The sequence below is a fragment of the Dyella tabacisoli genome (assembly GCF_003350925.1).
GTDB lineage: Bacteria > Pseudomonadota > Gammaproteobacteria > Xanthomonadales > Rhodanobacteraceae > Dyella_C > Dyella_C tabacisoli.
Window position 1 is genome coordinate 1 of record NZ_KZ857183.1, and the last position, 21161, is coordinate 21161.

A 21161-nucleotide genomic window follows, 5' to 3' on the forward strand; every position below is an offset into this window, starting at 1 on the left:
AGCCAGTGTGATCGGGTATTTTCAGTCGGGTGCTGCGGAGGACAATCCGGCAGCACGGCTGCTGAAATAAAATCTATTAGCCAACGATTTAGTTAGCACGGCGCAGCAAGAGTACAAATTAAATGAGCCGAGCGATGGAAAGCGAACCGCATGCTGACGTCGGCTAAAGGCAGAGGGAGCTCCTACAATGAAGATCCAATCTGTTCGCATTAAGAACTTCCGTGCGTTGAAGGACGTGACAATCACTTTCGATTCTGTCACGACATTCATCGGGCCAAACGGCGCTGGCAAGTCCACTGTGCTTCGTGCACTCGACTGGTACTTCAACGGCAAGCTTGGTTCTCTCACAGAGAAGGACTGCTCCTTCGGAGTGACTGACGAAGACATCGAGGTTCGGGTCACATTCGCTGACCTTACGGAAAAGGATCGAAATGAGCTTGGCAAATACGCGCCGACAGGAGTCACCACCTTCACTGCTTGGAAGCGGCGCGGTCACGACGGGTCTGAAAGTCTATCCGCGAACTCGAAAAGTTACGCGCCATTCAATGCCATTCGAGGAAAGGGATCGGCTGCTGATAAGAAGACGGCGTACAACGATTTGCGGAACTCCGATTCGTCGCTTGGCCTTCCAGCTTGGAGCAATGTAGATGCCGCTAACCAAGCTATGACGACATGGGAGGCGTCGCATACCTCCAGGCCCAGACGTTTGCGAAGGTGCTCCGCTCGCTCGCTGAGGACACCGGCAAGCGCATTCAGGTGACTTATGCAACCCATAGCCCATATTTCCTTGAGGCGCGGCATTTTGACCAAGTCAGGCGACTGACGAGATCGTCTGAGGAAACCCCCGTTGTCTCTGTCCACCTTGCAACCGTTGCCGACGTAAAAGCTAGGTTGCAGGGAGTAATGAGCACCGATACGGTTGATCGTCAGCTCGACGGTGTAGTTACGAATCAGCTTGCGGTAGCGCTTTTCGCGAATCGGGCTTTCCTTGTGGAAGGTACGACAGAGTCATCGGTGTTCTACGGTATTGGCGATAAAACCTCTTTCGGCTCTCTTGAGGCTTCCGGCCTCTCAATAGTTCCCGTAGGAGGCAAGACATCGATCCCTCTCGCACACGCGATCCTTGTGTCGATCGGTATTCCGGTTTATGCACTCTTCGACGCGGATAGTGGGTTTGAAGCGCGTGCAAAGGCTAAGGGGAAGACACAAGACAAGATCGATGCTGAACAGAATTCCCATGTGGCAGCAAATCGTGCGTTGTTGAAATATTTCGGTCGAACCGTAGAAGACTTTCCGACTGCCATCGTTGCTGATGCCGTGGCCATCTTTGAGGATTGTCTCGAAGAGTTGCTTTCGGCAAATTGGCCCGAATGGATCACGGCCTGCAACAATGTCGAAGCGGCCGCAGGAATCAGTCTTGCAAAGAATCAACTCGCGTACCGCACCGCAACTCTTGAGGCCTCGGGAACGATTCCCGAGATGCTCTCGCAAATTCTCAGAAAAGCGGTAGGGGGGGTAACTCTGCGGCACACCACCCTAGCTGCCTGGTTGGTGGTGCACCGGGCAGCGCGCGCTCCCGATGGCAACGTGCGAGTCCGAAATGCTCTCACGACGGATGCACGCCGTTCGGTCCATCACGCACGCTGCCGCTCCTCGATGAATCGCATTTCAGGAAGCGGATCGTTCTGTGTTTGATCAGCCCACTTGGAAAGCACGCTTGCTGAGTGCTTTGCGTCGCCATCTATGAACGCGAGGGCCAGGCGCGCGCAGTTAAAGCGCAAGATCGGCACGTCAGTATCAGGAATGTCGGAGCCGGGACTGCGGCCTTGGTAGCTAAGTTCAGTGACCAGCGCATCAAGACCCAGCTCGATCATTTGGAACATTCGTTCGGTTACCCACTGCGCTTGATTGCGAGCGATTTTGACAAGCAGATGGAGCGCCCAGATGAGACTGGGCATGCGTCGCGTGGCGACAATGCCGCACAAGACACCTAGCAACAAATCGGGACACTGAACTTTTGGGTAATGATCTACCGTTAGCCAGTCCTCAATGACATGAGCGGCTATGAATGTCGAATCCGGCATGGATGCATCCAAGAAACAATCCGACAATTCCTGTTGGATGCGGCCAAACTCGGCACCATCGTTCGCTTCCAGCGCGAGATGTAAGCGCAGCCGCCAAAAGTGTGCGGCAAATGGCTTTGAAGCATTCACCACTTCTTTGATCCAGCCTTTAATGCTGAGCTCAATGAGCGAGCTGGTTTCCCAGCCAGCAGGCAATCCCGTGGCAAGAATGACATCAAAGTCATCCATACGATCGATTACCGCTTCGGCAAGTTCGTGAATCCTCGGGATATCCGTGACGATACTCGCCCACTCATCCTCCCACCATTGCTTCAATATATTCAGTCCACGCACCATGTCTTGAATGGGCCATGGGCTGCCCGATAAGGATGCTTTCCACGCGGTTAGCAGCCTGTTGTTAACCGGAAAGCCCCAATGCTTGGACGTGGAGGAGTCCGTGATTTGCATCGCACCAGGGCCATCGAATCGTGCCAGCGACTGCTCAAGGATCCACTCACGAAACACCTTTTCTTTGTTGATCCCTTCCGGTGAAGGCCATGCGCGAGTCGCCTCCGCGGGGTAATTGGGTATGCATGGCCATGTCGTGGAATTCGCCCACAGGATGTTCCCAATGGCCTGGCGCGTAGCAGGTAATACAAGACCCAGGTGATCGAGCCAAAACAAAACTTCCCATGCCCGCGTGTCGTCATGAAACCCCGTTGGAGTACTGGTGTCGCGATCAGCTGCATTTTCGATCTTGCTTATCAGAGCGGTAATCAAGTCCGTCAATTCTGGCGAAGACCGATCGACTGTGGGTGCAGTGGTTTGATACCGCCAAAGCGGAGAAAGTTGTAACCAGTCTTTTGTGTAATGTTGGTGAACTTGTTGTGGTAGCGGCATGCCCGTAATAGTGACGATTTGTAGAACAAGTTTATCTTGCATGCTGCTCGGCAGTGCATCCCAGCAGCGTGCTATGGACTTTCCCAGCAATTCCCAGACAGAAGGCCACTGTGCAATATGAGGGCTTTTATGAAGCACAATTATTCGTTCAGCAAAAGCAAGAACAGCCGATACATTGCGAATTCTAATCACGAGTCTGGAGAATATCTCCAAGTGGAACCGCAATATCTGAAGGGCATCGTCGCCGGACGATAGTGTTCGTTCGATCACGCGCAATGACCGTTCACAGACTTGAAATGCCAGTGTTTCGTCGGTCTCCGCGACTTGAAACCGAGACAGCCATCCCGTGTGATGTGCTGGTTCTGAATCGTCTGCAGGTTTCAACACATCCGTACTCAGCGTTCGAATGGCGACACTCAATACGCGCTGGGGCGAGTCAACATATTGAGTCCACCAAGCTGCCTGCGTATAGGACGTTAGTTCAAATGAAATACTCCCCATTCGTGGAACTAGTGCCACCCGGTCAGCTAATGATAACCAGGCGAACGCTGCAGCGATCTTCTCGCGGAGATCACCGCTCATTCCGATGCGCGTAGCGGCGGGATAGCGACCTAAATCGAATGCCGTCATTCGGTTTCGAGGCTTTGATGGCGGCTGAGCCTCTGCATTGAGTTCTGATTGGATTTCGGAAATCTCGAAGATGACGTCGTAATCCTGTCTGGCCAGGTCTGCGAGTCTTCGCTTCATTTTTTCTTGCGAAGGGCCACCTTCTTGGTTGATAGATTTAGCGTCCCTTCGCCTTTCAAAGGGATCCTTCGCGCGCAACATATTCCGGATAATAAGGCACGCCCACGCCTCCTCAGAAAGGTAACGAGCACTCTCCGGATATAACTTCCGCCGCCGGCGAATGCGTTCCAATGCTTCAATTCCAAGAGTGAGTCCCGCGTCCATCTCTCCGACTTCGGTCAATAGAGCGGCTTTGCGAACGTCGAAGTAGATATTCGAAGAATGAACGCTCCAATCCAAAAGTAGACGCCGTGCGATATCGCGGTCGCCTAGATATAAGGCCTGCAAGATCGACTGATGCTTTACCTCGTCCGCAATCCAGCCGTCCCCCGGGAATGCCTGAGGTAGTATCGATTTTAGTTCGTCAAAAATGGACTCGTGCAACTCCTCGCGAGACCATCGCAATAAACCAAGCACGAGATCTCGCCATTGCACCTGAACTTGGCGTATAGACACGATGCCAGCCTCTTTGAGAAGCGCAGCTTCGATGGCGAATGAAGACGCGTCAAAAGGCGGCTTTTGGGCCTTAATCAGATCAATGGCATGGTGTGCAAGCTTGTCATCGAAGCATTGGAGGAGCACATCCTGCTGCCAAGTATAGTGAGCAAGTAAAGTGATCGACAGCAAGGGGTATCGCGTGGAATTGCTTCTAGCAATGCGGTCTATCTCGAGATAAAACGGCAGCGTCCGAAGGACTCGGTCCAAGTTTTTCCGGGCCGTAACAGGCGCAACAAGCCATCCAGGATAGGCGTTTCGCAGTTGCCTTAGCTGGGGGAAAAATTCCATAAACCGAGCGAACTGCTCATCATCATTATTGGTGTAGGACCATGGTTCGTGGAAAATTTGAAAATCTTGCCCCCATTTACTGTCCGAGGGTTTTAGCGGCTCGGCCAAATTTTGAAATAGCGCGGTGTATCGCGTTGCGTAGTCTTTAGGATCACACTGGTCGGGGAGAGGCAATACGATAGGCGTGACGCGCCGCGCCTCCAGCAACTTCCGATAACCCAGAGTAGGTGCCTTAGGCAAAAACAAATAAATCGGGAGCGCATGTTCATCCAGCATGTCTCGCACCCATCCGATCCAATGTAGGAAATTGGGATCGTCACCGGAAAATCCCACAAGGCAAAAGATGTTTTCCAGGAGCGCTTGGCGTACGAGGTTGACAAAAGGAGCAAAGTTCGTGGGATAAGTGCGATAGTCCTCTTCAGTGAAAATGAAGGGTCGTTGTGCTGGAAAGGAGCCATGCAGTTTGACGATTCTTCGCCTTCCCAACATCTTCGATTGGGGAATGTCCTCGCGACACATCACTGTGTAATGCGCCCGTTCGGGAATTTTTTCTGCAGCCCGTTCCAGAAGGGTGTCGTAATTGGTGGTAAAAATTTCGGCCCATGACAGTTGGAGAAGCTGTTCGTGCAGCGTACCTGGATTGACCTTCTCGTCAGGAATCATCCGTTTAAGAAGTTCATCCAACCCCGATTTTGTCAACACCCTTGCGTACTGCTCACCTAACTGAATAATTTCCGCCGGTGGTACCTTGGTGTCTGACTTTTCGCGCTTCGGATCCAAATCGTCCAAAATCGCTGTGGCCAAAGCATCCCAACTTGCTAGCTGCGATCCGCCCTCGGCATTGAAGCTGAAGCCGGAGCCCACCATCACAGCGGCATTTCCGTTGCTCAACGCCTTGCGAATCGCAAGCAAATGGACAGCGGCTTCGGTATCGTCAATCACGCCTTCCCCCTTCTAGGCACTAATCCGGCAGGTCCTAATTAGTGCGCGTCTTTCACTGATTACGTTGCAGGTTGGTACTGATCGGGTCGCGACGTGCACCGAACCCGTATTGTCGATTACTTACCGTACATCGTGAGACCCTTGCTGAAAGGAACGGCAGAAGCAGCTAGCGGCTTACTTAGATCAAACCCTCTAGCGTTTAACGGCGGCGATTGATGCTGCACAGCAAGGATACGGGTCAATTCGAACCGTTTTACAGGCGGCAGCGAATGCGTTAGGTAAGTCAATGCGTTAGTGCGGGTACTGTCGTTCGTGGCGACACAAATTGAAACTGCCCCGATGCTGCATGATTTTGCCATGCGTGCGCTAGCGTCTTCGCGACATGATGGTTGAATAGTTCCTGCCGTACTCTCACAAAGTCGGAAACCAAGGGATAGGCTGCAAGCTGTTGAAGTTCGAAGAGTTGAGCTGCGTTAGGGCGATCGAGCATCCAAGTTGCGGAAGCCCCCAGGCGTACCAAACCATCCTCAGCAGCATCCCTAACTGTACGCTGGGCACCATCACTTGATCGGGCCGCCCCATCAAGCAATCGACTTATCGCTTGACTAAGTGGATCTTCGTTTCCCACATGACTGTTGGCCTCCGTTAGCCACAGCGCGAGATGGCTCAACAACGCATGGCCCGAGCACAATACACCTGCAATGAGATAGCCAAACCATGCGTCGGGCAAGGTCACCGGTCGACTCCATTCAGTGGCGTCGATCTCGTAGCCCGGCCCTTCCGACCGGTGGATCATCATAAAATGGAGTGACTTATAGAACTGCAGCAACGATGGAATGAACCCTTCACCGGCGCCCCGCGCGTACGCTAACGACAAGCGTGTCTCAGACACGGGCAGTTGTACCAACAGATGACGTGATTCCTCCAAGGATGCTAAACAGGTGTCTGCACCGATCGGCCAAATACCAAGAGTGGCAGCAAGACGCAGCGCCTGCGCTTGTGTCAATTCCGTTCGAAGTTGCTGTCCCGCATTCGCGTCCAACGCGAACACGTTCGGCGCGCTCGCCCTACCCAGTTCAACGGTCTGCGATCGCGCTTGAGCATATCCGACGCGGTGCTCGATGAGCCGACACACTTCGACGGCAATGCGTTGTACTGCCTCCCACTGCGGGTCATCCTCGCCCGCCGCTTCTATAGGCAGCGCGACAACAGCTTCCGCGAGTAGGGATGCCGCGTTGACTTGATTCCCGGTATGGGACGTTGCGAGTGCGGCGTCCACCATGAGGCCAAAACGAACGCGGGACATCGAATCGGGCCCCAATCGGGAGGCAGCAGCGTAAAAGATTTCTTGCGCATCGTTCCAGCGTGCTAGACGGCCTGCACTAATACCCGCGCGCCGCGCGGCAAACGGATCAAAAAACACGTCTGCCAGCCCATCCTGGGAGAGCTGCAGCCAGATCTGGAGCACCTTCTCATCCTGATGTTGGTGGTAGCAAAGGTTGGCCCACTGCTCCAGCAAAATACCGGATGGTCCAAAGTCCGCCTCCGCTTGTTGAAGACACGTTAGTGCTGTCGTCGCGTCCGATAGGTACTCCGCGAGGATGATGGCTTTCGCTTTCGCCGCTTCTCGCCCGAGTCGATGTAGGCCCCAACGCTTCGCGCACGCGTCAACACGATCCAGCGCAACAATCCATGGCGACCAATCCTTGGTGCTTTCGCAGTGACGCGACCAGGTGGCCTGAACGAAAGCCCCCAATGTCTGCGTGATGGGCCAGCCCAGCACGTCCTCAAATTGGCCGCGGCTCGCGTCGTTGGTAGTGTTCAACCAGGAGAGCAATGTATCGATTCCAGCGATGCCTTCGACGGACCGTGCGACGTTGAGTAGCACGAATTGTGTAGGGGTCGCGGTCGTGGGAAACTCAGGCTCACCGGTCGCCTTATCGAAAATCGTTGCCAACATGGCTTCGGCTATATGCTTTGGCTCGTCCTGCAGCGTCAGCAGTCCGGTCGCGGCCTGCAGACGATGGCTGTGCGGTACCTTTTCGCATTCGGAGAGGCCGACAGCTAGCCACATATGCGCCCTCACAATAGGCTGAAGTGCTTCGACGTCCACGGCGTTGGTCTCTTCGACCCAGCGATCGCAAATGCTTGGGACAACGTCAGCATCGAGGGTGGTGGCAACTTTAAACTGCAGGCCTCTGAGAATGACGGCGGCGTATGGATTATTGGCTATCTGCTGTCCAGAACCAATCGCAAGATAAGGAAGCCACAGCAGATATCGCTGCTCGACCTCTTGGCGAGCCTCCTTCGAATCGATGGTTTGAAGCTTTAGCGCCGTATGTGCGAGTCGCCAGTCATCCTTACTGAAATATGCGTGATATAGAAGCGCTCCGGCTTCGGCTGGGCTCAGAGGCGACTTATGCTGAATGGCCGTATGAAGTCGTGCGTGCGCTTTTGCTTGATCTTCTTCGGACCAGACATCCTTTGCCGACCCCGATAACAACGCGGTGGTTCGATACCACTCACCCTCGATACACTCAATCCACTTTCCTGTAAAGCGATCGATCACATCGCCCGCATTTTTATTATTTCCCACCAATTCTGCCAGTCGAATCAATATGGACCGATGCATGAGAACCAAGCATGTGGATGCATGGTAGAGAAGTTCCGCATCGGACGTGGAGACCGTATCACTCAAAAGTTGGCGGGTGGCCTGACGCGCTGACACGATGCCTTGAGAGGCGGATGACATCTCGCTCAACTGCGGCAGCGGCCAGTTGCGGTGCACCAGTTCGTCCAACATGATTTGAACCAGCTTTGGATGGCCGCCGGTCTTTGCCGTGATAAGCACCGACCAAAGGTCCGCAACGTCATCGGGGCAGCCGTGGTCGATACATAGCGCCTTTGCTTCTTCAATACTTATTTCAAGGACGTCGACTATCTCTACTCCGGTGAATCGCTGTTGAGCGACGGATGCGCTCGATTCACCTTGCGCCGTGAGGACAATCGACCGGCCGGTTGCTTCGGCCCGGCGGAGTAAGTCGGCAAGCGCCGCTCCATAGGCCTTTTGTTGGCCCGGCGATAGATTCAAATCGTCTAAAATAATCACCGTCGGGAAGTTTGAATCGTCCATTTGAGCAGCGAGCTCCCGGAAAAGCAGTTTTTCCCAAACTGGTTCCGCTTCCGCTAAATCAACCCATTGCGACGATGCCGCTAACGTTCCCAGCACAACTTGAACCAATGTGGTCTTGCCTTTGCCAACCGTGCCAGTAACCAAAACAGATTTGCGTTGATTGATGAGACTGGTCAGTTGATCGCAAAGTGCACGACGCATCAATAATGGTGAGGGCACCGGCGGGACACTCCGCGCCAAAAGATTCAATAGATTTCGGCCGGGGTTATTTGCATCCAGTACGTGGGGGAGTTGCGCCGTGCCCAGCGCCAACAAGGGGTTGGTTGCCGCATCCACCAGCCGATGCAGGTCCCCTAAGGTCAGTCGACGTTGCTCTGCCTCGTTCCGAATCACCACCTCCCAAAAATACGACTCCAGCCATTTGCAGACCGCCGTCGCCATGCCGGCCGAGCGTCGCTGGTTTCGCAACAACTCGCCAATTCGGTCGGTGACGCTTTGCTTTACGGCGTCAATATCGGGACGATGGGTTAGCCATCGAAAACGCCGAATCAGATATTGCTGAACGTTATGCGCATCCGCCTGTGCAAGGAAGGCGCGTAGCTGGCTATCGGTAGGGAGCTTCGAAACCAAATATGTCGTAAGCTTCGCGGCAAGCTGCTCATTGGTTTGGGCGGTCGTCCATGCATCGATACCAGCGAGACCGTCAAAGTCAGCGTCTTGCTCCAGAGCGATCGTGCTCGTTGTCAGGTAGTGGTATTCAACGATTGTTGCAGGTGATCGGGATGCCAAAGACCAAAAATGTTCGAGCGCTGTTCTCGCCTTTTCAACACCTAGAGAAATGGGCGACGACGTCCTTCGGACCTGTACCGTCAGAACGCTTCCATTCTTGTGGATATCGAAGTCCTCAGCACCTTCAAGATAGATGACCTGATTGGCGTGCTCCAATCGAGTCCATGCTTCAATAGAACACCACGCTTGGTACACCGTTCCGCTAATTGAGTGAACGGCCTGACGTATCGCATCGGCTGGCAATGGCGCAGGAAGTCCGGCTACGTCCATTGCCTGAGGGGGGCTGAAACATTTGACTAGCGTCTTTTTCGTGCATGGATCACCGCTTTGCCAACGTAAATTGATCTGCGTTAGCGTGAGATATCGCCTCTTTCAAGCGACATCAGACTAACAACGCGTTCTACTTGTCGCGACAAAAGTCCATCTGACGATCATTTTAAAGCCTTTGCACCACCTACTCTTCCATCGGGGGCATTGCGGCCTATGGAGCAAATGCTGCTTCGTCGACTTCGTGGCTTGCCACCTAAACTATTAGAAGGTGGGATTTCACTATTGAATCCCATGCGTCCTTGGATTCATCCGGCTATGGCACCCGGATAGAACTGGATGCGTTCTCGATAAGCGTATTCGATTAAGTCTCTGATGAGCTCCAACAAACCACCCCATGGCCATCCCTCGATTGAATCACCGTGAGCCAAGCGGTTGCGAATCGTAGCTAGTACGATTGGCTCATCTGCTGCCAATTGTGAAGGGTCCTCAATCGCCTTCCTCGCATCCGCATTGCGCTTCAATCGAGCAGCCTCGGTTTCATAGAGAAACCGCACCGCAGGGGCCTGATATCGTTGGGCGAATGCTAGACGCTCGTCTGTCAATCCGTCTTCTTCTACAAGGTAAGACATAAGTTCTGCGAACATCGGAGGCTTAGCAAGCTTCAGCTTTTCCGTTGAGGATATTTTTACGAAATCTTTTCCTTGTTGTTTGACTTTGCATTTACGGAACTCGATCACTTTTCGCCCATAGCAGTCCAGGAGGGCGCCTTCTAACGCAGCCAAGGCAACGAGTTCGTAAGCTTTGCTGAAGTCGCTTTCGAGCCAGGTATAAGCACAGAGTTTCTGCGCACGCTCGTACTTTGAAGCGGTAGGAACTGGAATCGCAGCGTGGAGATCCAGCTCACGAAGGAATTCCAACCAGTCGGTTATCCGATGGAAGGAGTGGAGGTGAGCGGGATTCCCGGGTACTGGCCAAACTACTTGCAGCGGCGTGTTGCAAACTGGCCAGTGGGAAGTGTCAATCACCAGCGACATCGTCCCATGTCCTCTATTGGTGGTGGATCAAACGGAATGCTTGGCGCGCACAGGTTTGCCCTTACAGTGGCGACCATCGGTATTACCAACGGCGGTTACGTCATACTCAATCCTTGATTTCGCACAAACAATTGCAGGTATGCGTCCCTTCGCTGGGAGGCGTAGGACGTACCCACCGATTGAAATCCGAATTTTCGCAAGACAGCATGCATTGCTTCGTTAGTAGTGTTTGAGGTGGCATATATAGCTTCGCCCCTTGCCTGCTCAATTAAGCTTGCAACGAGCGAAACTGCGATTCCTCTGCCCCTAGCTTCTGGTCGCACGACGACCCATCCAAGTTCCAAATTAAAAGACTCTGCAGCCAGTAAGGCACAGGATTTTTCGAATACACCGTTGCGATAAGCGGTGTTGGGGCGTTTGAGCGCCGCTATCCCTTGAATTTGTGCCGCATGTCGCGCAATCGCAATTGAATGAGCCATTCCCATCAACCGTTCGAACGACAACGCAGCCACCTCACCACCTTCGCGCGCGAGGGTGGTGAAAACCCTTCGGTCCGTGTCCGATAGTGCCGAAGGCACACAAATCTCTATGGAAGGAGTCATAACGCCCTTGGGTGCCTTGAGAGACTATTTTGAGGGTATTTGTCCTCCGCCCGATGCCCCTACCCCATATTGGCGACTAGGTACGCTGAAGCAATACCGTTAGGCGCCGCCTTTTGACCAGGGAAAAGCGATGAAATGTTGCGATAAGGGCTGCCAGGGCATCCTTATTGGCGAAAAAGTAAGCAATCGGCGGATCAAGTACTTCACGGAGCTTGGCTAAGATGCTGGTATCGGGGCCTGCTCCAGGTCAAAAGCATATTTTCGCTATACCTGCGATAACACCGGCTAATCAGCAGGTCCGTGTTCGACATGCATTAGCAGCTGTCGCTCGCGCGCGCTGCCTTTATCTCATATGCCGTCAGATTTGCTATCGATGTGGCCGTGTACAACCGCGACAGCTCCCTTCGGTATCGTGGATATGCGCATTGATCGCTATTTTCAAACGGATGTATATCAGGAGTGTGCGTACTGCCCCCTGCTGGTGAAAGGCCGCCGCCTCGGTGTTTGCTACCCACTTCGAAAGTGCGACATGACCCCTGACCACTACGCCGCCGTGTATGCCGAAGAAACTCGAAGAACTTTTGTCCTCATCTCCGAGGCCATTGGCAATTTCGTACTCACAATAGAGTGCCAGGGCGGCGGGTGTATACCTTTGTCCCGGCACACTTCAACTCCTTGTGGCCCAATTTTTCCTTCTCCGGGCGCACTCCCGAAAGGAGATATGCACTGAAAGCAGGCACTTTATTGCTTTCGCTTAGTCTGCCTTGCTCTCAAAGGAAAAACCGTCGAGAGCAATCGAGCTAAGCGGCAGCGACCGATAGGACACCATGGTTACCCCTGATGGTTACCCAAAGTGCTTATATAGACTCCTCATTCGATAAGACTGCACTCTGCCCCTGTTTCTTCACGCGGGATCTGAGCATAACTGGTACAGCGCCCACGACGTGGCCACACCCGGCGTATGGGAGCAGCCGATCGAGTCCGGCTTGCAGCCGACTGCGCCCGAGGTGCCTTCCAGCTGCTGCGAACAATTGGCCCCATCCACCTTGGCAAGATTCGCGGGGAGCTCGTTGCCCAGGCACACGTACACTACCCCTCCTGCCCGCTGCCCTTCTGGAACGGTCAAAGCCATGTATTTGAAGGTGCTACCGAAATGGGTTCGGACGGTATCGCCGATGCTCGTCAGGTCCCAGTGCGGAAATACAATGTCGGGCCGGTATGCCTGCACGAAGTAGTAGCCGTCGGGAATATCGACGCCTGGCGTCGAATAGCAACCTAGGTGCGACGCTGGCTTGTTCTGGGTCCGATACAACTTGTAACGGCGGTCCGACAGATTGTTGTTGTCTCCATCCTCAATGATGAAGAGCGTGTCCGCTGCGCCGCCGGTGCTCGACACGGTGCCGGGTCCATAGTAGGTGTCTTCATATTCGAAAGGACAGAACAGGATCTGTATCCCCATCGCCGACGCTTCGCTCTGCCCGGGATAGCACATGACCCAACTGCGGGCGCCCACGTCGAACTCGCTGGGTGCGGACACGATGGACAAGGATCGGGTCCCGTTGCCCATGGACAGATACCCTTCCGTCGTTCCCGACTTGAAGTAGATCGTGTGGTCCTGCCGCGAATACGTCAGCATCGCGGTGCTCTCCGCAGCACCTCCCCTGTGCCGCGGCATGTTGACGCCCCCGAGGGTCACGACATCGAGGATGTCGTTGCCCATTGTCAGCAGCTGGTACTTACCCGAGGGCAACTCGATCGCGGCGACACGCGCCGGATCGACACGTCCGTCGGACACGAGGCCGAAGAGCTGGAACTGGGACTGGTGAGGCCAGGAACGGGCGTCGTGGACGACGTTCATCGGCCGGCTTTGCGAGCGGGGTGGGGGCGGCGGCGTGACCGTGTTGGTCATCGCGCCCTTTCTCTCCGGGAAAGAATCATTGGAGTAGAACAGCCCGAGGGCGGTCCTGCCGTCCGCCTTCGCCGCCCCCGCCCAGGGAAGATCGGACGGATTGACCGTCCAGCCCTCGTTGGTGTGCAGCGGCGGGTTCTGCAACACGTTCGGATAAGTAGGGTGGTTGTTGTCCGTCACAGAGACGTCGCCGGTCGCGATGTAATGGCCCGGTGGCAAGGACCAATACACCTGCAGCTTCTTTTCTTCCTTGTTGTACTTGAAGACCGTGTTCGTGCCCGGGCGCGCCGGCTTCAGCCATCCATAGTTCGAAATATTCTCGAATTGGCTGCACTCGATCGGCTGCCATGACGTATTGAAGAACTTGTACAAGCCCGTGGGAAGGTTGCGCGATTCTGGAGAGGTGTCGGTACTGACTCGCAGCGCATAGAAGGTCTGCAAGTCGTCGGCAACAGGTGGGATTCCACCGGCTATCACATACAAACGGTTGTCATCCCCGCCGGTCGAGGTGAGCGGCCCATCCGCGGCCCCCGACTTGCGGCCGGCCGGGCTGTACAGGATTCGCAAATGATTCCGTCCGTCGGCCGGCCCCGTGATCACCCAGGACTTCCATTGGAAGTCCTGCAGTGTCGACGTGTCGTCGGTCATCAGGACGTAATAGCGTCCGTGGTCCTGGTGCGTGGGCACGAAGAGGTACGGACCGGTTGCGGCCGGGTCCGTGGAATCGACTAGCCGGATGGTGTGCTGGATCGCGTCGTAGCGCACGTACTTGGGAGCGGAATTATCGCCCCAGCGCAGTTGATTGCCGGACGCGATGATCGCACTCCAGTAGCGATTGAAGAAGCAGTAGAGGCCGGAAGGCAGGTGATTCAGCGGGTTGTCGATCAACGGGGTTCCGCGGGACGTGTACGACAAGGTCGCATCCGGCACGGTGCAGTTCGCGAGCGTGCGCGCCCCGCCGGCCTCGATCCTCACCATTCGGCCGGTCACCGTCAGAATCGCCTGCAGCGGTCCCGCATCGCAGGAGATCGTGAACGGCTTCGAGAAGGTGGTGGAGATCGGTGCAAACTGCGGCGGCAGGAAATCGGGGCTCGAAACCGCGGGGAGCGCGAGCGACTTCGAGCTGAATCCCTTCAGGCTGACGTCGATGGAGTGGACCGTTGAGATCGCGCGCACGTAAGCGGATGTCGTGCCGTCCGGTTTGAACTCGCCCACGAAGACGTCGGAGATCCCCGGCTTCGTTTCCCACGGAAATGGCGAATCCATGTAGGACGGACTCAGCGAGGCGAGTTCCCGTGCCGTGATGCAATCCGTGCGCGGAACTCCCTCGATGAACACCTTGGCCCCTGCGCGATCCTTGCCATCCTTGAAATTCTGACTGGCGCGAATCCGATCCAGGTCCCCCGAGCGCCCGACGCCTGAGTTCATGCGGTCGAGATTGAGATTCAGGCGATCGGCGACTTCCTTGATGAGGCTCGCGTGGTCATGCCACACGGAATCGACGGACCCCTTGCGAACCCAGGGACTGATCAGCAGGCAGGGAACACGCACACCGAATTGATCGTACTTGAACGGCGGGGCGACGTCGGGCTCCCGGAAACTGGTCGCACCCGGCTTGGGAGGAACGACGGGGCGAGCACCCGTCAACGGGTCCTCGTCCCCTTTCTTCGGAGGCGCCACGTGGTCGTACAAGCCGCCATGTTCGTCGAAAGTGACGATGAGCAGGCTGCGCTTCCACAGCTCCTCGTTGCCGCGAATCGCTCCGTAGATTTCCGATATGAAGTGCTCGGCATTTGCCATCGAATGGTACGGATGCGCGTCCTGCGCGTGCAATCCCGCATACGTCGGTTCCACCCATAGGAATTTCGGCAGGCGCGGCGTGATCGGTGACGGCGGATTGGGGCTGTAGCCCCTGCACTCCGCTTTGAAGTCATCGATGGTGCCGTGGTTCGTGATGGTGTCGTCGTCGACTGCTTCGGAAAATACTTCCGAGAACGACCCGAAGGAGCCGTTGGTGTAAACCCGCCACTGCTCGAGATTCGTGAACAGGTCGAAGACGGACGTCTTTTCGAACCCGGTACTCTGCTTGATAATCCAAGACGTGTCGGGTTGTGAGAGCCAGCCGTCGGAACTACCCAGCAAGGCGAAGAGGCGATTTGGCCACGTCGGACCGGGGATGGAGGCGAAGTAGCGATCGCAGACGCAGAATTCTTCCGCCAGCTTGTGGAACACCTTCAGCGAGCCGTAGGGGTAGTAGCTCATGGCCTGATGGCGGCGCAGCACGTCGTTGTTTTTCAGCCAGACATCCGGCGCTCCGCACAGGCTGGTGCTGTCGATGGAGCAGCCACCGTTGTAATCGAATTTGTGATCCGAAAACAAGGAGACCGTTTTCCGCAGCGCGACCGCTTTCTTCATAAGCACGTTGGCGGCAGCGCCTGGAGTCTCGCTCGGCAGACCCAGATCCTCCAGGTCCGACTTCACCACCGAATTGACGAATCCGACCTTGGACTGTCCCTGGATGCCCAGGCTTTGCGTCACGTGGTAGTAGCTGTGCGGGTAGTCGCCAATGGTCAGGTAGTCCAGCACCAACGGCAGTTGCCTCACCGAGCTGGCCGTGGGCTCGTTCGGAGCCAGGTTACGACCCTCCCTGTCCTTGAACAGGTGGCTGTCCGTTTCCATGTTGCTGGAACTTACGGACGAATCCGCTGGGAGCCACGGTAGGGATCCGAGCAAATGATCGAAAGAACGATTCTCCAGCATTACAATGAATACATGCTGGATCTCGACGGATTCGCTGGCAGGGTTGGAGGCGGAACTTGCATCTTCTGACATGGGTTCACTCCTTTAAATTGGACGTTCAAATCGGGCGAGCCCTTTCCCCCGTCCCCGCCAACCGCCTAGGGTCAAAGGCAGGCATCGCGTCAGTGTTCAATTCATCGTTCATCGCAGGCGATTGAGTGGCGAGCGGTTGCTCGAGGTTGTCTTGGAGACCAGCCTTACAAAATTCGGTTTGCGCGGCACAATCTGGACCACCAGCGCTTCGATTTGGCGACCGTGCCTGCCGCAGTACTCGCCATAAGCGAGCCACACGGTGTCTCGCTCGTCATTGCCGTGATCTTCGCCCCTACCGCTCACGTGGGCCATGTAGAGCTCGCCGTACTCTGACAGGCATTCGCCAGTCAGCTTGATGCGGAAGCCCTCAATCACCCTGCCTTGTTCGCGGGTACCGATCAAGCTGCCGCCGTTGATCCACCCGGCATCGCCCACGCCCCAAACATCGACCCGGTGCCGCGCCCTCTAGGTCTCGCGTCCAAGGGGCGAGCGTGATCATGAAACCTTCCAGGCGCTTATTCTCGCCGCGTGTACCGGCGTAACCGCCGGGCCCCGTATGCCCGTCGCCCACATCCTGAATATAAGCAAGGAGATCGAATCCCACCGCCATGCCTACCGCCCCTCTGGTGATTGTCCTTAATCATACCGATGCCAGCATTGCACGAAGCGGCGCCGAAGCCTTAGGGAGGGTCGCCAGGCCTAAATTGAGACGGAGGGTCAAGCACCGATTACGTAAGAGCAGTGCCACGGCTTTGGGCTCAGGGCATCACGGTCAGCCACAACGCCCCAACCAAGAGCCACCACGTGAGCCCTCCCCCTCAGCATACGGCAGCACCCGAGTGGGCATCACGGCTTCCAATCAACTGATGAGTTCAATGGTTGTCTTGGCGGTGAGAGAGAAGCCAATGGCTAGATCGCCGGCCGCTGGCGATCTAGCCGAATCTCTTCACGTAGGTACATCTCCGGATGGGATCAGGCTGCCTTCGAGGCATACATCCAGCATGCATTGAAGGAGGTCGATGGTGGCATCGAGCTAAAGTGCCAGCCCAGTCGCGAGGCAGAGATCTTCGGCTCATTTTCGCGCCGTCTGTGGCCATCGTTGACCAGGATTTCGACCCCCACCGAGGTCGTGCACGGCATGCACACATACCCCTTCGTTGCCAGCTTGGTGTCTCGCTAGCGCGCGAAGAATGTCCACGTGTGTAGCCAGGTGGTGCTGGGCGGGCACTGCCTCATGCAAGAGCAGCCGGCGCGCAGCGCCGAGCGCGTGAAGACCTTCCTATTGCAGAGCGGTTGATCTGTTGGATCGAGATCACCCAGTTCCAAACTCGCCGCCGTGCTTGCCACGAGGCTGCCAGCCCCCCTACCCTCGATAACGATCGCTAATCGCTCGCAACGCGCCCCATCAGTTGGGAGCAGACCGGGGCCATTGGGACTTTGCGACCAGAACGCCGCGCCAGATCAGTGCATCCCCCACTGCCCTTTCCATCGATTAACAATCTACGCAGGATGTCCAATCATCAGGGATCAGGAGTTAGAACAAGCGGCAGTCGATCAGCAAGGCGTGGCCAAGTCTCAAGAAGCGCCACCTGTAATCTGGAGAAGCTTTGAGAATCAATTGGCAACGCCGGCCACAACCTGGGCAGAGCTCCTACCAAGCAACCCCACACCTTCCAGGTGGTTGCAACCAATGCCAATCGATCCGTCTGACTGCTCAACTCGCCAACTTGAGATGCCGGGCGTTCATGAGGGTGTGACGGCAAAGGCCAACCTTCCAGCCATAATCGCCAGCAGGCGACCGCAAAAGATTGGGCGCTGCCATTTTGCTCAGTTAAAGCCCGAAGGACTTGGTCCTGAAGGCAGTGTGAGACAAAGACCGGCCTGCCAACAACAGTGGCCGGGCTTAGCTGTATCCATGCCTCGATCCATCGTGCAAGCTGCTCCAGTTGGAATCGAATTTCACACCCCAACCGGGGCATTCCGACATGTTTCGGCGGCATGGAGGCCCGCACCAAAGGGATAACATGTGCTGCACAAACGACGCGACGTGGATCTTGCCACTCACCACGACTGTAGTATCGAACTTTCCCACCGTCTTTGGCTCGACAGCAAGGACAGTACAAGGATAGGTGATTGGTGTAATGGTCGACTGCCTCGCCGGTCCATGCAGCCAAAGGAACTGGGCCTGCCCGGAGCCAAGATACCAACGACTCCCCGTGCGCTCGACGAGATCCAAGTCCAGCCATCACTTCGAGACTCATGCCGCCGCGCCACGAATCGCAATGGGCGGTGGCAGACTGGCTTCCCGCGCCGTTTCAAAATCGTCTTTGGCTACGAAGCCGGCTCCTCGATCCAGCGCCCACATTGCCGCCAGTCGAACTAACGTAACAATCGCGTCCGTATTGCCGCCTCCATGCAGGAGCAACCACCTCACCATCTCTTGTCGATCCAAGTACGATCGTGCTGGAAATGGGAGGTATGACTCCAAGCCGGACAAGAAATCGCGAAAATCTTGCGATTCCTCCCAGAGGGGAATTTTGATTTTTCGTTTGAATCGCTTGCTTAGCTGATCATCCATGTCGAAAACATGCTCATACTTTTCAACCGTGGCGAAGGCGATATTTATTTTTAGCCTGGTGGACATGCCCCTCACTTCTGAAAGGGTTTTTATCTGAGACGATTTCCAGCAACGGAAAACTCTCCACCCTCGTCAATCAGCAACAGTTTTACGCCCTGAATTTTTAGTATTTCATCACACTCTTCAGTGGAGCAGTGATCGGTCATGCGCCTTGCATCTGGCCATGCAGATCTCATGATCATGTAACGCAAACTTGCCGCTCCTACAGCCACTGCGCCACTTCTTTCCTCAGGCTTTGCCACCACCCGCAAGACTGGGCGCCTCTTGCGCAGGGGATCCTCGCAGTCGATAACAGGATGCAGTTCTGAGAAATTGCGTAGTAATGCGCTTTTCCCTCTCCCCGAGTCACCGATTAGATGCAGGCAATCCGGTCGCTCAGTTCGTTCGCTCCGCAGCAAGTACTCCATCCATTGGAATGCCATTCGACTGATGCGTGTATTGACCCAGTGTTCATTCTGAATCCAGGAAAGTCGATCGCTCAGACTCTTGTTAAGAACCTCACTAGTTCCCTTCTCGAGAAGAAACTCGTCTCTCATCGCAAGGCCTCATGAGGGTCTGTCGACAACGAGGAAGCCACTGAGTAGTCGACGGATGAAGGCGATGTCTCTTTGTGTTGACGGTCATCTGGTGGGCGTCGTGCTCGATCACGACGCTCCTTACGGGTGGTTACTATCGCCTCATCCTCGACGCGGCATGAATGTTCGAGATGGTCGAAAATCGCAGCCTCACTATAGGCGCGGTCATGCCTGGATCTAACAGCCAGCTTTGATCGTTCCAACTCAAACAGAGCGCAAGGACGACGCGACCGATCGCGCCATGGAACATCGATCCAAATGTCTCGAAGCCTGATGTAAACACGGCTTACGTTACGCTGATCGTGCGCCACCCAATATCTATTGCCATCGCCTATCCATGGGACGAGCGAGTTGTCCCAGTACTTTAAGTTGAATCTAGATATCCCCTCTCGGCCTACCATTCGATGCTTGCCCGGTAGAAGTGAGAGCCGAAAGGACCTCCGATCCGCAGGAAAAGGCGGAATCACGTACTTGCCGTCTCTTGTCCACGCCGAATCCCAAGCCTCCAGTGGCGTCACGCCCAACGAGCTGTGTCGCGTGTTGTGATAAACAGCAATCTGATGAGCGGTCCATAGCTCCAGTTCCCGCAGCGTCATTACAGCCTTCTTTTGGCTACAGTAGTCCTCGCGCTGCTTGGTGTTCGAGAATGTCGTCCCCTTTAGTAGGTGGACCTTTCCCATATACGTACCAATGAATCGCTCAATGTAGGCGCCATGCTCGGGGTGTCTAATCTGACGGAACTTTGGTTGGATGCCGATCCGTTCGCATGCAGTTACCAACGATGTTGCCTTAAAGCATTTGGCATTGTCCCATCCAATACACTTCATGATGCCAAAGGGGCGCCACTCATCATTGAAGCCGATTTTCTTGCACCACTCATCCTTGGGGCAACAGCTGTGCTCTAGCGCGAGCGCCACGCTAGTTTGAGATGGCGAATCGAACGTTAAATAGAATCCCACTATGCAACGCGTAGCAACGTCAATTGCCAACGTAATCCACGGCCTGCCGATCTCTTCCCGAGTGACCGGATCAACGACGATGACATCAACGATGGCATGATCCATCTGCACATATTGCAATGGCTCCTCAACTTCTATCCCGCCACCTGCCGGCCCAGCCTTTGCATCACCCCGCACACGCCCATGGCGTTTGCGCGCAGCTCGCCATCTGTCACAGCGCTTTACGCGCTCAGAAACTGCGTTATAAGAGGGTGGCGCATAGCCTGCAGCTCTAGCGAGCTTGGCCGCATATAGGCGAGTTGCCGCTACGCTGGCTCGCTCCGGGCTTTCGTACTTCTCCGCAATAGCCTTAAAGATAATTTCATCAACGGGTTTAGGAAGAAGACTGGAGCCAGGCTCCGGGCCAGGCTTCCAGGGAAGCTGATGCTCAGGACTTGGATCGAACAGGTATCGGTCGAAGTGCCGCCTCACGGTTCGTGATGAGGCGTTCATTGCCTGGGCAATTTCGCTCTGCGCAGAAGAAGAAAGAAACTCGTTCCTTGCGTAAGGAGCGAAACTCATAACCCATTGATTCGCCCGATCCAGCTCCGCACCTGATACAACTAGCTCAGCCTTCAGGGCGGTGCCATCCGCTCCAACATGCGTAGAGAGATAGCCACTTAGCTCCCCGGCCGACACCCAGATCGCTTTATCTGTTCCGGAAATACTAATAAGTATCTGCGTAGACGAGCAAGCCGCCAGAACCTTCGCAGCGCAATTTTGATAGACGACGTCTGCACCTTTCTGTACGCGAAGAACGGTTGGCTTTCGTGCACGAGAGGTAGCGACTGAGCGCTGATTCTGATCAGACATACGCATGCACCCTCAAGTCAAACACCTGTTTTTCTGAAGCCTCCAACAAAGGCGGTTTCTTCAATGTCAACGGCCCCTTATCAATCCATTG

At 55.2% G+C, this 21161-nt stretch carries 12 protein-coding genes and 1 pseudogene; 3 read left to right on the forward strand and 10 right to left on the reverse strand.

All coding sequences use genetic code 11. From position 1 onward, the window contains the following. From DVJ77_RS21650 to DVJ77_RS21515, 3 genes and pseudogenes are all read left to right on the forward strand, one after another. A pseudogene (locus tag DVJ77_RS21650) lies at window positions 1-70 on the forward strand (site-specific integrase); the annotation flags it as partial. A 117-nt stretch (window positions 71-187) separates the two neighbouring features. After that, entirely contained in the window at window positions 188-760 is a 573-nt protein-coding gene (locus DVJ77_RS21510; RefSeq protein WP_225428081.1) for an ATP-dependent nuclease, read from the forward strand. Window positions 761-903: 143 nt separating this feature from the next. Beyond that, window positions 904-1695, forward strand: a complete 792-nt coding sequence (locus DVJ77_RS21515; RefSeq protein ID WP_225428082.1) for an ATP-dependent endonuclease — start codon at window positions 904-906, stop codon at window positions 1693-1695. Here the strand turns inward: DVJ77_RS21515 and DVJ77_RS18340 are convergent. The 10 genes from DVJ77_RS18340 to DVJ77_RS18390 form a co-directional block, all read right to left on the reverse strand. Next, window positions 1635-5477: an SIR2 family NAD-dependent protein deacylase gene (locus tag DVJ77_RS18340; RefSeq protein ID WP_114846983.1), complete on the reverse strand. Its 3843-nt coding sequence runs from the start codon at window positions 5475-5477 to the stop codon at window positions 1635-1637. The two genes, DVJ77_RS21515 and DVJ77_RS18340, sit on opposite strands and share 61 nt — an antisense overlap. A 283-nt stretch (window positions 5478-5760) precedes the next feature. Next, entirely contained in the window at window positions 5761-9555 is a 3795-nt protein-coding gene (locus DVJ77_RS18345) for an ATP-binding protein (protein ID WP_114846984.1), read from the reverse strand. Between the two features lie 419 nt (window positions 9556-9974). After that, window positions 9975-10703: a hypothetical protein gene (locus DVJ77_RS18350; protein ID WP_114846985.1), complete on the reverse strand. Its 729-nt coding sequence runs from the start codon at window positions 10701-10703 to the stop codon at window positions 9975-9977. 95 nt (window positions 10704-10798) lie between these two features. Continuing rightward, entirely contained in the window at window positions 10799-11215 is a 417-nt protein-coding gene (locus DVJ77_RS18355) for a GNAT family N-acetyltransferase (protein ID WP_162791561.1), read from the reverse strand. Window positions 11216-12209: 994 nt separating this feature from the next. Then, a complete protein-coding gene (locus tag DVJ77_RS18360; protein ID WP_114846987.1) occupies window positions 12210-16046 on the reverse strand; it encodes an alkaline phosphatase family protein in 3837 nt (1278 codons plus the stop codon). Window positions 16047-16154: 108 nt separating this feature from the next. Further along, entirely contained in the window at window positions 16155-16481 is a 327-nt protein-coding gene (locus DVJ77_RS21520) for a hypothetical protein (protein WP_114846988.1), read from the reverse strand. After that, entirely contained in the window at window positions 16414-16656 is a 243-nt protein-coding gene (locus DVJ77_RS21715; protein ID WP_114846989.1) for a hypothetical protein, read from the reverse strand. The genes DVJ77_RS21520 and DVJ77_RS21715 overlap by 68 nt, the downstream gene beginning before the upstream one ends. 1647 nt (window positions 16657-18303) lie before the next feature. Then, window positions 18304-18690 carry a hypothetical protein gene (locus tag DVJ77_RS18380; RefSeq protein WP_162791563.1) on the reverse strand — a complete coding sequence of 129 codons (387 nt, stop codon included), beginning with the start codon at window positions 18688-18690 and terminating at the stop codon, window positions 18304-18306. Window positions 18691-18713: 23 nt separating this feature from the next. Then, window positions 18714-19220: a TniB family NTP-binding protein gene (locus DVJ77_RS18385; protein ID WP_114846991.1), complete on the reverse strand. Its 507-nt coding sequence runs from the start codon at window positions 19218-19220 to the stop codon at window positions 18714-18716. Beyond that, the gene (locus DVJ77_RS18390) at window positions 19217-21076 is read right to left on the reverse strand and encodes a Mu transposase C-terminal domain-containing protein (RefSeq protein ID WP_114846992.1); all 1860 of its coding nucleotides are present in this window, start codon (window positions 21074-21076) and stop codon (window positions 19217-19219) included. Before DVJ77_RS18390 ends, DVJ77_RS18385 begins: the two co-directional genes overlap by 4 nt. Between the last annotated feature and the right edge of the window lie 85 nt (window positions 21077-21161).